This is a genomic window from Streptomyces sp. D2-8, assembly GCF_023184515.1.
GTDB lineage: Bacteria > Actinomycetota > Actinomycetes > Streptomycetales > Streptomycetaceae > Streptomyces.
This window is the reverse complement of the sequence record NZ_JAAHBP010000007.1, coordinates 219,572-231,710: the sequence shown is the minus strand read 5'-3', so window position 1 is coordinate 231,710 and position 12,139 is coordinate 219,572. Positions and strand designations below refer to the sequence as shown.

14 protein-coding genes and 1 tRNA gene are annotated in these 12,139 nt (G+C 71.4%); 12 read left to right on the top strand and 3 right to left on the bottom strand.

The genetic code is table 11. The annotated features are described in order from the left end of the window. Positions 1-2: 2 nt before the first annotated feature. From glp to G3I77_RS14705, 7 genes are all read left to right on the top strand, one after another. Positions 3-1,343 (top strand): gephyrin-like molybdotransferase Glp, encoded by a 1,341-nt coding sequence (gene glp, locus G3I77_RS14735; protein ID WP_248503854.1) that lies wholly within the window; start codon positions 3-5, stop codon positions 1,341-1,343. Positions 1,344-1,425: 82 nt separating this feature from the next. Next, complete coding sequence (moaC, locus tag G3I77_RS14730) at positions 1,426-1,935, top strand: cyclic pyranopterin monophosphate synthase MoaC (protein ID WP_248503851.1); 510 nt, start codon at positions 1,426-1,428, stop codon at positions 1,933-1,935. Beyond that, positions 1,932-2,432: a molybdenum cofactor biosynthesis protein B gene (locus tag G3I77_RS14725; RefSeq protein ID WP_248503848.1), complete on the top strand. Its 501-nt coding sequence runs from the start codon at positions 1,932-1,934 to the stop codon at positions 2,430-2,432. Before moaC ends, G3I77_RS14725 begins: the two co-directional genes overlap by 4 nt. A 23-nt stretch (positions 2,433-2,455) precedes the next feature. Then, complete coding sequence (locus tag G3I77_RS14720) at positions 2,456-3,076, top strand: GNAT family N-acetyltransferase (RefSeq protein WP_248504249.1); 621 nt, start codon at positions 2,456-2,458, stop codon at positions 3,074-3,076. Between the two features lie 172 nt (positions 3,077-3,248). Then, on the top strand, positions 3,249-4,463 hold the full coding sequence (glpR, locus tag G3I77_RS14715) for a gephyrin-like molybdotransferase receptor GlpR (RefSeq protein WP_248503845.1): 1,215 nt from the start codon (positions 3,249-3,251) through the stop codon (positions 4,461-4,463). 83 nt (positions 4,464-4,546) lie between these two features. Beyond that, positions 4,547-4,620 (top strand) — tRNA-Ala (locus tag G3I77_RS14710). A gap of 115 nt (positions 4,621-4,735) precedes the next feature. Further along, entirely contained in the window at positions 4,736-5,368 is a 633-nt protein-coding gene (locus G3I77_RS14705; protein WP_248503843.1) for a hypothetical protein, read from the top strand. 136 nt (positions 5,369-5,504) lie between these two features. Here the strand turns inward: G3I77_RS14705 and G3I77_RS14700 are convergent, their stop codons facing one another. Continuing rightward, the gene (locus G3I77_RS14700) at positions 5,505-5,984 is read right to left on the bottom strand and encodes a hypothetical protein (RefSeq protein WP_248503840.1); all 480 of its coding nucleotides are present in this window, start codon (positions 5,982-5,984) and stop codon (positions 5,505-5,507) included. A 272-nt stretch (positions 5,985-6,256) separates the two neighbouring features. Continuing rightward, on the bottom strand, positions 6,257-6,733 hold the full coding sequence (locus G3I77_RS14695; protein WP_248503838.1) for a GNAT family N-acetyltransferase: 477 nt from the start codon (positions 6,731-6,733) through the stop codon (positions 6,257-6,259). Between the two features lie 127 nt (positions 6,734-6,860). On the opposite strand from G3I77_RS14695, the gene G3I77_RS14690 reads away from it, so the two are divergent. Beyond that, positions 6,861-7,664: an exodeoxyribonuclease III gene (locus G3I77_RS14690; RefSeq protein WP_248503836.1), complete on the top strand. Its 804-nt coding sequence runs from the start codon at positions 6,861-6,863 to the stop codon at positions 7,662-7,664. A gap of 13 nt (positions 7,665-7,677) precedes the next feature. Here the strand turns inward: G3I77_RS14690 and G3I77_RS14685 are convergent, their stop codons facing one another. Next, on the bottom strand, positions 7,678-8,319 hold the full coding sequence (locus G3I77_RS14685) for a MerR family transcriptional regulator (protein WP_248503833.1): 642 nt from the start codon (positions 8,317-8,319) through the stop codon (positions 7,678-7,680). Between the two features lie 131 nt (positions 8,320-8,450). Here G3I77_RS14685 and G3I77_RS14680 point away from each other — a divergent pair, with 131 nt between their 5' ends. The 4 genes from G3I77_RS14680 (at position 8,451) to G3I77_RS14665 (ending at position 12,070) form a co-directional block, all read left to right on the top strand. Next, positions 8,451-9,974 carry an NAD(P)/FAD-dependent oxidoreductase gene (locus G3I77_RS14680; protein WP_248503831.1) on the top strand — a complete coding sequence of 508 codons (1,524 nt, stop codon included), beginning with the start codon at positions 8,451-8,453 and terminating at the stop codon, positions 9,972-9,974. Further along, the gene (locus G3I77_RS14675; RefSeq protein WP_248503830.1) at positions 9,971-10,894 is read left to right on the top strand and encodes an alpha/beta fold hydrolase; all 924 of its coding nucleotides are present in this window, start codon (positions 9,971-9,973) and stop codon (positions 10,892-10,894) included. The genes G3I77_RS14680 and G3I77_RS14675 overlap by 4 nt, the downstream gene beginning before the upstream one ends. Next, the gene (locus tag G3I77_RS14670) at positions 10,891-11,775 is read left to right on the top strand and encodes an SDR family oxidoreductase (RefSeq protein ID WP_248503828.1); all 885 of its coding nucleotides are present in this window, start codon (positions 10,891-10,893) and stop codon (positions 11,773-11,775) included. The genes G3I77_RS14675 and G3I77_RS14670 overlap by 4 nt, the downstream gene beginning before the upstream one ends. A 76-nt stretch (positions 11,776-11,851) precedes the next feature. After that, complete coding sequence (locus G3I77_RS14665; protein ID WP_161369811.1) at positions 11,852-12,070, top strand: hypothetical protein; 219 nt, start codon at positions 11,852-11,854, stop codon at positions 12,068-12,070. Positions 12,071-12,139: the final 69 nt, after the last annotated feature.

Genomic DNA, 12,139 nt, shown 5'->3' with positions numbered 1-12,139 from the left:
CGTTGAGCAGCGCCGCGCCCCACGTCACCGGCCAGGACCACGTCGGCCCCGACCACCTCTGGTCGGTGGACGAGCACCTGGAGGACATCCTCGCCACCGTCCGGCCCCTGGAACCCATCGAGCTGCACCTGCTCGACGCCCAGGGCTGCGTCCTCGTCGAGGACATCACGGTTCCGGTGTCCCTGCCGCCCTTCGACAACAGCTCGATGGACGGATACGCGGTACGGGTCGCGGACGTCGCCGGCGCGAGCGAGGAGTTCCCGGCGGCCCTGGAGGTCGTCGGGGACGTCGCCGCGGGCCAGGCCGAACTGCTCCACGTGGGCCCCGGCCAGGCCGCCCGCATCATGACCGGCGCCCCACTGCCGCCCGGCGCCGAGACGGTCGTGCCCGTCGAGTGGACCGACGGCGGGCTCGGCGAGGGCCCGGTGCGCGGCATGCGCGCCCGCAGCCTCGGCCCCGAGGGCGCCACCGGGCACGTGCACGTGTACCGCCCGGCCGAGGCACGCGCGCATGTGCGCGCCAAGGGCAGCGACGTGAAGGCCGGCGACCGCGCCCTGGAGGCCGGCACGATCCTCGGCCCGCCCCAGATCGGCCTGCTCGCCGCGATCGGCCGCGGCACCGTCCGCGTCCGCCCGCGCCCGCGTGTGGTGGTGCTCTCCACCGGCAGCGAACTCGTCCAGCCCGACACGGAACTGGGCACCGGTCAGATCTACGACTCCAACAGCTTCGCCCTCACCGCCGCCGCCCGCGACGCCGGCGCCATCGCCTACCGCGTGGGCGCCGTCGCCGACGACGCCGAGACCCTGCGCTCCACCATCGAGGACCAGCTGGTCCGCGCCGACCTGATGGTCACCACCGGCGGGGTGAGCGTGGGCGCCTACGACGTGGTCAAGGAGGCGCTGTCCCACGTCGGCGACGAGGACGAGGCCGGCAGCGGTATCGACTTCCGCAAGCTCGCCATGCAGCCCGGCAAGCCCCAGGGCTTCGGCTCCATCGGCCCCGACCACACCCCGCTGCTGGCCCTGCCCGGCAACCCGGTGTCGTCGTACGTCTCCTTCGAACTGTTCGTCCGCCCCGCGATCCGCGCCCTCATGGGCCTGCAGGACGTCCACCGGCCGACGACCCGGGCGACGCTGGCCGCCGACAAGGCGCTGACCTCCCCGAAGGGCCGCCGCCAGTTCCTGCGCGGCACGTACGCCGACGGCAAGGTCACCCCGGTCGGCGGCGCCGGATCCCACCTGGTCGCCGCCCTCGCCCACGCGGACGCCCTGATCGCCGTCCCCGAGGACACCGAGTCCGTCGAGCCGGGCACCGAGGTCGACGTGGTCCTGCTCGGCCGATAGCCGCTGGTTGGGGGTACCGTGTCGCGCACAGCAGGCCCGTGCGCCGCACCGCGACGGGCCCGGACCGGGAGCGCCACACAGCATGAGCACGCAGGACCCACCCCCGCAGGACGGCCCTACGCCGGATCGGCTGACGCACATCGACGAGGCGGGCGCCGCCCGCATGGTCGACGTGTCGGAGAAGGACGTGACCGCGCGCACCGCACGCGCCAGCGGACGCGTCCTCGTCTCGCCCCGCGTGATCGAGTTGCTGCGCGGCGAGGGTGTCCCCAAGGGCGACGCCCTCGCGACCGCGCGGATCGCCGGGATCATGGGCGCCAAACGCACCCCCGACCTGATTCCGCTCTGTCACCCGCTGTCGGTGTCCGGTGTGAAACTGGACCTGTCGGTCGCGGACGACGCCGTGGAGATCCTGGCCACCGTGAAGACGACGGACCGCACGGGTGTCGAGATGGAGGCCCTCACCGCGGTCTCCGTCGCCGCGCTCACCGTGATCGACATGGTCAAGGCGGTCGACAAGGGAGCGGTCATCACGGACGTACGGGTGGAGGAGAAGACGGGCGGCAAGTCGGGCGACTGGAGCCGGGCATGACGTACCGCGCTCTCGTCATCACGGCCTCGAACCGGGCCGCCGCCGGGATCTACGAGGACAAGGGCGGCCCGCTGGTCTCCGACGGCCTGAAGCGCTTCGGCTTCGAGGTCGACGGCCCGCAGGTCGTCCCCGACGGCGACCCGGTGGAGACCGCTCTGCGCGCCGGTGTCGACGCCGGGTACGACGTCATCGTCACCACCGGCGGCACGGGCATCTCGCCCACCGACCGCACCCCCGAGGCGACCCGCCGCGTGATCGACCACGAGGTGCCGGGGATCGCCGAGGCCATCCGGGCGTTCGGCCGGGAGAAGGTGCCGACCGCGGCGCTCTCCCGGGGCCTGGCCGGAGTGGCGGGCGGCACGCTGATCGTCAATCTGCCCGGCTCCAGCGGCGGCGTGAAGGACGGCCTCGCCGTCCTGGAGCCGCTGCTCGTCCACGCCGTCGAGCAGCTCCGGGGCGGCGACCACCCCAGACCCGGCAGTGGGGGTGCGAGCTGAACAGCCCATCCTGGCCCGTGGAGCTGGTGGACGGAGACATCGTCCTCAGGCCGATAAAGCTGCGCGACCAGCGGGCATGGCGCGAGGTCAACCGGCGCAACCGCGACTGGCTGCGCCCCTGGGAGGCGACGATTCCGCCGCCCACGCCCGGCGGGCCGATGACGCACCGCCCGACCTTCCGCCAGATGGTCCGCCACCTGAGGTCGGAGGCGAACGCGGGCCGGATGCTGCCCTTCGTCATCGAGTACCAGGGGCGGCTGGTCGGGCAGTTGACGGTCGCGGGGATCACCTGGGGCTCGATGTGCTCGGGCCACGTCGGCTACTGGGTCGACGAGGCGGTGGCGGGACGCGGTGTGATGCCGACGGCGGTGGCGCTCGTCACGGACCACTGTTTCCGCACCGTCGGACTGCACCGCATCGAGGTCTGCATTCGCCCGGAGAACGCGCCCAGCCGCCGGGTCGTGGAGAAACTCGGATTCCGCGAGGAGGGTCTGCGGCCCCGATATCTCCACATCGACGGAGCCTGGCGCGACCATCTCGTCTTCGCCCTCACGGCCGAAGAGGTGCCGGACGGGTTGCTCAGGCGCTGGCAACGGGCACGATCGCAGAGTAATCCGGGAATGCGGCACCACCCCGGAAATTGAATAAATGTTCGAAATTGATCGCCCGGTGACCGTCTCAGGGCAATGAATTCCCGGCCTGAGCGGTCTGCTGATCGCATCGGTCACAAAAAAAGTTCGAAATATCAGCCAGATCGTGCGACACACCGGCTCAATTGGCAGATGGCCTCACGCAAACCCCTCTACCGTGTGAGGCGTGAGCAGCAGCGGCCTCATCTACGCAGTCATTGTCGGGGCCTGGGCCGCCTACTTGGTGCCGATGTGGCTCCGTAGGCAGGACGAGCTGAACGAGGCCCGTCCGACGGAACGCTTCAGCACCGCCATCCGGCTTCTGTCCGGAAAGGCGGCCATGGAGCGCCGGTACGCCAAGGACCTGCGGGCGCGCTCCACCGAAGAGGGGGAGCAGGACGCCGACGACCTGGACGCCGTCACCGACTCGGTGGACGTCCGGGCCTTCGCCGTGTCCAAGACCCGCCCGCAGACCCAGGCACCCGTCCCGTCGCCCGCCCCCGAGCAGCCGGCCCGGCCGGCGGCCCCCGAACCCCCGGCCCGCCAGTCGCCCGCACCGAACGCGGCGCGCACCGGGCGTCCCCGGGAGCAGGTGCCCGCCGCCCGGCGCAACGCCTCGGCGCAGGCGAACCAGGCGGCCGCGGCGCGAGCCCGGCGCTCGAAGGTGCTCGCGCGCCGTCGGCGCACCACCACCATGCTGTTCCTCGCCTTCACACTCGGCGCGATCGTCGCCGCGGTCGGGGGACTCGCGTTCCTGTGGGCCCCCGGCGTGCCCGCGGTCATGCTCAGCGTCTACATCGCGTACCTGCGCTCCCAGGAGCGCCGCCGCTTCGCCTACCAGATGGACCGCCGCATGGCCGAGGCCGCGGCCCAGCGCCTGCGGGAGCGCCAGCGCCAGCCCCGCCGCCGCCCCCTGGCCGACGAGGCGAGCGACGAACCGGAGGAGGGACCCGAGCCGGTGACCGACCCCGGCATGTCGGCCCTCGCGGCGGACCGGCGCGCCCTCGTCGAGCAGACCGACCACGCGGAGTGGGTCGACCAGCAGCGCGAGCGGCAGCGGCGCCCCGGGCAGGGCGGCGACAGCTGGGAGCCGGTGCCGGTGCCCCTGCCGACGTACGTGACGGCCCCGGTCGCCCCGCGGGCCACCAGCGACGTGGACCTCGGCGCCCCCGACACCTGGAGCTCGGCCCGGTCCAGCGCCGTCACTCCGAACGCGGAGAGCGACGACGGCGCCGAGGACCACCCGGGCGAGCCGCACCCCTCCACCCAGGACACCGGCGACGACGACGGACGCACCGACGCGCGCCGGGCGGCCTCCGCCCGACGGGCCCGGGAGCGCGGCCGCACCCCGCTGTTCGACCAGTACGAGGACGGGGATCGCCCCCGGGCCGCCAACGAGTAGCCCCGCGAAGCCGCAGGTGACCGCCCCTGAGGAACGGATTTCCAAGCAGGCCGATCGGGGTGCTAAAGTTTCACTCGTTGCAAGGGCCTGTGGCGCAGTCCGGTAGCGCACCTCGTTCGCATCGAGGGGGCCAGGGGTTCAAATCCCCTCAGGTCCACGCACGACTGTTCTTGAGTTCACTCAGGAGTGGTTGACGAGATCCCGCTGATCTTCATGATCGGTCGGGATTTTCGTCGTTTCCGGGTTCTGTTCGAGCCTGTTCGGGGTGATGGATGGCGGCGGACGTTGAGCGTGGCCGTGCCGCTGTCCCGCTTTTCCGTGTCGCATGCATCACAGCCAGCCCCGGGGTGCCGGGGCTGGCTGCGGTCGTGTTCGGTTCTTGTGGTTCAGCGGTCTGTGATGGGTGGCGGCGGCCGTTCGGTCTGTGCGGGTGGTTCAGTCTCAGGCCGTGTCGGCGGCTGGGGATCGGTGTTGTCGAAGATGGTGTCGGTGAGTTGGGTGCCGGTGCGCTGGTAGAGCCAGGTTTCGAGGATGTCGAGGTTGCCGGCGGTGACCAGGAGCGCGACGAGGAGCGTCTGGGCTACCTGGCCCGGTGCCGGCCGGTGCTTTGGGTTACCGATGTCGATCTCGTCGCCCTTGAGGCGGCCGTGGATGCCCTCGTTGTGAGAGCGGATGGGCTTGTAGGCGGCGATCCAGTCGTCGGACAGGTAGTGGCTGTCCTGCCGGAACTTGGCGGTCTTGAGGTCGCCGGTGGCGTCGGCGGGGACGGTGATGTCGGATTTGCTGCAGACGCGGGGCAGTTCGTCCGCTGGTGGTGGGTTGAGCCATTCGTTCTGGGGGAGTTGGACGGTGGGTCGTGCGGCGGGGTGTCTCGGTGGCTGGCCTGGGGTTCGTGCGCATGGTGACCCAGGCGCGATAGGTGTTCTCGCGGACCTGCTGGGCGAGGCTCTCCCAGCCCTTGGCCGAGGCCGCGTCCGCAAAGCGGACTTCCCAGTGGCCCTCTGGTGCCGGTGGTGCGGCGCGGTCGCCGCGGCCCCGCGGTCACGCGGCGCCCCGCGGGTCTGGTACCGGGCCGTAGTCTTCGCCGTGATCCCTGGTCAGTGCGGCCAGCAGTTCGGGGTCGGAATAGACCTCAGCGGTGTGCTGCCAGGCGATGAGCAGCTGGGCGACGGAGGCGCTGTTGCCGAGGGAGTCGGCGGCGCGCATGGTGTCGACCAGTTCGACGGCGAAGGCGTGGAGATCGGCCTCGGGCAGGAAACGAACCCATGGGAAGGCGTCCGGCAGTATGTCGAGGAGCAGTTCCATGCTGCCTGGCTCGCGGCGCGCCATAGCGGCCAGCATCCGGGTGGCGGCCGACACCACGGTCTGGTCCTGCTCGGCCCGCGCCGCGGTGGTGAGGACCAGATCCTCGCCGTCTCTGCGGTGCAGGAGCAGTCTCGGTGATTCCTGGAGCCGGGCAAGCGTCTGCTTGTTCTTGTTCACCAGCTCGGAGAAGTTCACGGCTGCGCTCTCGGTACCCATGACTTTGAAATTACTTCGAAACTCTCCTCCGTGCCATCACCCAAAAGAGGGGCGCGGTGCACCGCGAGCGGCTTGGGTACCTCGCGAGTGCCCGGCCGTCGGCAACCCGTCGTGTTCCCCGCTGCTGGGGAACGATCTCCAGCTGATCGGGGAAAGATCTTCACGAGCCCTCATCAGTGCACGTCAGCCCCACTCGTGAACGGCCCACGCAGCTCAGAGCCCCGGTCGGGTATCCCGACCGGGGCTCTGACGTGTGTTCAGCACCACATGTCTCAGAGGCCCTTCGCGAAGTAGCGGCTCGCGTCGTGGAAGCGGTAGTAGCCGAACTTGGCGCACGGCTCGTAGCCGCTGGACGTGTACAGGGCTATGGCCTCCGGCTGCTTGGTGCCGGTTTCCAGGACCATGCGGATGCGGCCGGCCGTGCGGGCGTCCTCCTCCAGGGCGGCCAGGACGCGGCGGGCGAGGCCCCGGCCGCGCATGCCGTCGATCACGTACATGCGCTTGATCTCGGCGTCGCCGTCGACGTTGCCCTCGTCGTTGGCGTCCTGGGCGCGCCAGCCGCCCGAGGCGACGGGGGTGCCGTGCTCGTCGTACGCGATCAGGTAGACGCCGTTCGGCGGGTCGAAGTCCGCGGCGGCCAAGGGCGTGGCGTCGCCTTCGTCGCCGTAGCGGACGGCGTACTCGGCCTGGACCTGGTCGTTCAGCTTCATGGCGTCGGGGTGGTCGAAGGAGACCCGGCGTATCTGCATGGCCGCTACCGTATTCGATCCGGAACTGGACCTCGTCCAGCGTGCCGGTATCGTGCCGGGGTGCTCACTGTGACCTCCGACAACGGGTCCTGCCGCTGGGGTCGCCGGTGATGTCGAGGAGAGTGCTTTGCTGACAGTGACCTCTGTGAATGTGAACGGGCTGCGTGCCGCCGCGAAGAAGGGCTTCGTGGAGTGGCTCGCGGAGACCGAAGCCGATGTGCTGTGCCTCCAGGAGGTGCGGGCCGAGCCGGAGCAGCTGCCGGAGCACGTCCGTGCGCCCGAGGGGTGGCATGTGGTGCACGCGCCGGCCGCCGCCAAGGGGCGGGCCGGGGTGTCCCTGTACAGCCGCCGCGAGCCCGACCGGGTGCGGATCGGCTTCGGGTCCGCCGAGTTCGACGGCAGCGGACGGTACGTGGAGGCGGATCTGCCGGGGGTCACCGTCGCCTCGCTGTACCTGCCCTCCGGCGAGGTCGGCACCGAGCGGCAGGGCGAGAAGGAGCGGTTCATGGGCGAGTTCCTCGCCTACCTGAAGGGGCTCCGGGAGCGTGCCGCCGCCGAGGGACGCGAGGTGCTGGTCTGCGGCGACTGGAACATCGCCCACCAGCAGGCCGACCTGAAGAACTGGCGTGGCAACACCAAGAACTCCGGGTTCCTGCCGGAGGAGCGGGAGTGGCTGACCCGGGTCTTCGACCTCGCGGACGGCGGGTACGTCGACGTCGTCCGGGCGCTCCACCCGGACACCGAGGGGCCGTACTCGTGGTGGTCGTACCGGGGTCGGGCCTTCGATAACGACACAGGGTGGAGGATCGACTACCACGGTGCCACCCCGGGGCTCGCCGAGCGGGCGGTCAAGGGGTTCGTGGAGCGGGCCGCCACGCACGCCGAGCGGTGGTCCGACCATGCGCCCGTGACCGTCGTGTACGACCGCTAGGCCGGCCGCCCGGCTAGGGCCTGCGCATCCTCCGGTCCAACGCCAGCGACAGTTCCGCCTCCACCACGCTCCGTGCCAGGGGGCGCAGGCGGGGGAGGTCCTGGGGGGAGGCGTGGCGGAGGACCAGGGCGGTGAAGAGTTCGGCGAGGGCGTCGGCGTGGGTGCGGACCTGTTGGGCCGCGCCGAGGACCTCCGCGAGGGGGATGCCCTCGTGGACCAGGGCCGAGGAGACGTCCAGGAGGCGGCGGCTGATGTGGACGATCTCCTCGCCGTCGGTGCCGAGGTAGCCGAGTTCCATGGCGGCGGCGAGGTTCTCCGGTGTGGCCTCGCCCGCGAAGTGGTCGGCGAGTTCCTCGGGGGTGAGGTGGACGGGCTCCTCCTCGGTGGGGCCGCCGACGCCGAGCAGGTCGCCGACGTCCCGGCCGTGGTCGAAGGCCTCCGCCAGTTCCGCGATGCCGCTGAGGGTGTGGCCGCGCTCCAGCAGGGCGGTGATCGTGCGCAGCCGGGCCAGGTGGTTCTCGTCGTACCAGGCGATGCGGCCCTCGCGGCGGGGTGGCGGGATCAGCTTGCGTTCGCGGTAGAAGCGCAGGGTGCGCACCGTGATCCCGGCGAGGCGGGCCAGCTCTTCCATGCGGTATTCACGCTTCTCGGCCACCTGGGCACCTTAAGGCGTACCAAGGGTAACTTTCCTCGTCCCGCCCCCTACCCATCAGTACGCCACTGCCCTACGCTCCCATTGCGCCAGTGTTCACTGGCATGGTTCTCGTGGTGTGTGGAGGTGTCGGCATGGGCGAGCGCGAACACGAGCATGTGCGGGTCGCGGTGGTCGGGTCCGGGTTCGGCGGGCTGGGGGCCGCCGTGCGGCTGCGCCGCGAGGGTGTCACCGACTTCGTCGTCCTGGAGCGGGCGAGCAGCGTCGGCGGCACCTGGCGGGACAACAGCTACCCGGGGTGTGCGTGTGACGTGCCGTCCCATCTGTACTCGTTCTCCTTCGCGCCCAACCCGGACTGGCCGCGCACCTTCTCGGGGCAGGAGCACATCCGCGCCTATCTGGAGCACGTGACGGACGTGTTCCGGCTGCGGCCGCACATCCGCTTCGACTCGGAGGTGAAGCGGATGGCCTGGGACGGCGAGCGGCTGTGCTGGGACATCGAGACCAGCAGCGGCAACCTGTCGGCGGACATCGTCGTGTCGGCCACCGGGCCGCTGTCCGACCCGAAGGTGCCGGACATCCCGGGCCTGGACTCCTTCCCGGGCAAGGTCTTCCACTCCGCCCGCTGGGACCACGACTACGACCTGCGCGGCAAGCGCGTCGCGATGGTCGGCACCGGCGCCTCGGCCGCCCAGATCGTGCCGGCGATCCAGCCCGACGTCTCCCGGCTCACGCTCTTCCAGCGCACCCCGCCGTGGGTGATGCCCCGCATCGACCGGGCCATCAGCGACACAGAGCGGTGGATCCACCGGCAGTTGCCCTTCACCTCGCAGGTCAGGCGCGGACTGCTGTGGGGTATCCGGGAGTTGCAGGTGCAGGCGTTCACCAAGCGCCCGAACGAGCTCGGGTTCGTGGAGCAGCTGGCCCGGCGCAACATGGCCCGCTCCATCAAGGACCCGGCCCTGCGGGCGAAGCTCACCCCGGACTACCGCATCGGCTGCAAGCGGATCCTGCTGTCCAGCGCGTACTATCCGGCGATCGCGCAGCCGAATGTGGACGTCGTCGCGAGCGGCCTCGCCGAGGTCCGCGGCTCGACCCTGGTCGCCGCCGACGGCAGCGAGGCCGAGGCCGACGCGATCGTCTTCGGCACCGGGTTCCACGTCACCGACATGCCCATCGCCGACCGGGTGGTGGGCGCCGACGGGCGGACCCTCGCCGAGACCTGGAAGGGCGGCATGGAGGCCCTGCGCGGCGCTTCGGCGGCCGGCTTCCCCAACTGGATGACGGTCATCGGGCCCAACACCGGCCTCGGGAACTCCTCGATGATCCTCATGATCGAGTCCCAGCTGAACTACCTCGCCGACTACCTGCGCCAGCTCGACGTCCTCGGCGGCCGGGTCGCCCTCGACGCCCGCCCGGACGCCGTGCGCGCCTGGAACCACCGGGTGCAGGAGCGGATGAAACGCACCGTGTGGAACACCGGCGGCTGCACCAGCTGGTACCTCGACGCGAGCGGCCGCAACACCACCATCTGGCCCGGTACGACCGGCGAGTTCCGGCGGGCGACACGGCGGGTGGACCTCGCGGAGTACGACGTCCTGCGGGCGCCCGCGACCAGGAAGGGCATCGCGCAGGAGAAGGCCGGGGTGGAAGCGTGAGCCGCCTCCTGCACGTCGACTCCGGCCCCTACGCCCCGCCCGCCCCGGCGCGTGAGCTGACCGCCGTCTCCGCCGACGGCGCCCGGCTGCACGTCGAGGTCCACGGCCCCGAGGGCGCGCCCGCCGTCGTCCTCGCCCACGGCTGGACCTGCTCGACCGCCTTCTGGGCGGCGCAGATCCGCGATCTGGCCGCCGACCACCGGGTCATCGCCTACGACCAGCGCGGCCACGGGCGCAGCCCCGCGAGCCCCGCGTGCAGCTCCGACGCGCTCGCCGACGATCTGGAAGCCGTTCTCGAGGCCGCCCTCGCGCCCGGCGAACAGGCCGTGATCGCCGGGCACTCCATGGGCGGGATGACCGTGATGGCGGCCTCCGGGAGGGCCGCGTTCCGGGCGCACGCGGCCGCCGTCCTGCTGTGCAGCACGGGCAGTTCGCAGCTGGTCGCGGCCTCCACCGTGGTGCCCATGCGGGCCGGGCGGCTGCGGACCTGGCTGACCCGGCGGATCCTCGGCTCCCGTGCCCCGCTCGGGCCGGTCACACCGCCGGCCCGCCGGATCCTCAAGTACGGGACGATGGGGCCCGGTTCGGCGCCGCACATGATCGAGGCGTGTGCCCGGATCGTGCACGCCTGCCCCCGCAAGGTCCGTTACGCCTGGTCGCAGGTGCTGGATCTGCTGGACCTCGACCACGGCGTGCGGGAGCTTGACGTGCCCACGGCAGTGATCGTCGGTACGGCGGACCGGCTGACGCCGCCGGTGCAGGCCCGGGCCCTGGCCGCCGCGCTGCCGCACTGCACCGGGATCGTCGAACTGCCCGGCATCGGCCACATGACGCCCATCGAGGCGCCCGAACTGGTCACCGGCACGATCCGGGACCTCGTCCACACACACATCCAGGTCGTATCCGAGGAGAGCGCATGAGCAGGGTGAGCCTCGAGGGGAAGGTCGCCGTGGTGACCGGGGCGGCGCGCGGCGTCGGGGAGTTGCTGGCCCGCAAGCTCTCCGCGCGCGGGGTGAAGGTGGCGCTGGTCGGCCTGGAGCCGGACGGGCTCAAGCAGGTCTCCGGGCGGCTGCACAGCGACAGCGACCACTGGCACGCCGACGTCACCGACCACGAGGCGATGGCCCAGGTCGCCGCCGAGGTCAAGGAGCGCTTCGGGAGGGTCGACATCGTCGTCGCCAACGCCGGTGTCGCCACCGGCGGGCCGTTCGCCGACTCCGACCCGGAGTCCTGGCGGCGGGTGATCGAGGTCAACCTGATCGGCTCGGCGGTGACCGCCCGTGCCTTCCTGCCGCTGCTGACGCAGAGCCGGGGCTATCTGCTCCAGATCGCGTCCCTCGCCGCGATCACCCCGGCGCCGATGATGACCGCGTACTGCGCGTCCAAGTCGGGCGTGGAGGCGTACGCGCACAGCCTGCGTGCCGAAGTCGGGCACCGGGGTGTGAAGGTGGGCGTCGGGTACCTGTCGTGGACGGACACCGACATGGTGCGCGGGGCCGACCAGGACGACGTCATGCGGGAGTTGAGGCAGCGGCTGCCCTGGCCGTCCAACAAGACGTACCCGCTGGGGCCTGCCGTGGACCGGCTCGTGGCCGGGATCGAGCGCAGGTCGAGCCATGTGTACGGGCAGTGGTGGCTGCGCGGGATGCAGGGCGTGCGCGGCTACCTGCCCGCGGTCATCGGGACGGTGGGCCAGCGCGAGATGCGGCGGTTCGCGGACCGGCTGACGGGCATGGGCACGGGCCTGGTCGGGGCCGGTGGAGCGGCCGATGAGCAGCAGCGGACTACGCTCCGTAAGTGATCGACATGCGCAGCGTCACGGCCCATGTGAATCTGAACGAGCCAGATCCCCTCACCCCCAACGGGAGTGAACCCACATGGGTATGAAGGACCAGTTCCAGGAGAAGTCCGAGCAGTGGCAGAACCAGGCTCGCCAGAAGGCGGAGCAGGCTCGCGAGCAGGTGCCGGGCCGCAACCGCCGGCGGGACGAGGACATGGACCCCTCGCAGCCGCAGCGCGACCGTGAGCGCACGGAGCCGCACCGCGACCGTGAGCGCGAGCAGGAGGACCGCTTCGACCAGGACTTCGACGCCTGACGTTGCGTGCTGAGCGGAAAGGGGCGTCCCCGTGCGGGGCGCCCCCTTCCCTTGTGTGTCACGTCCCGG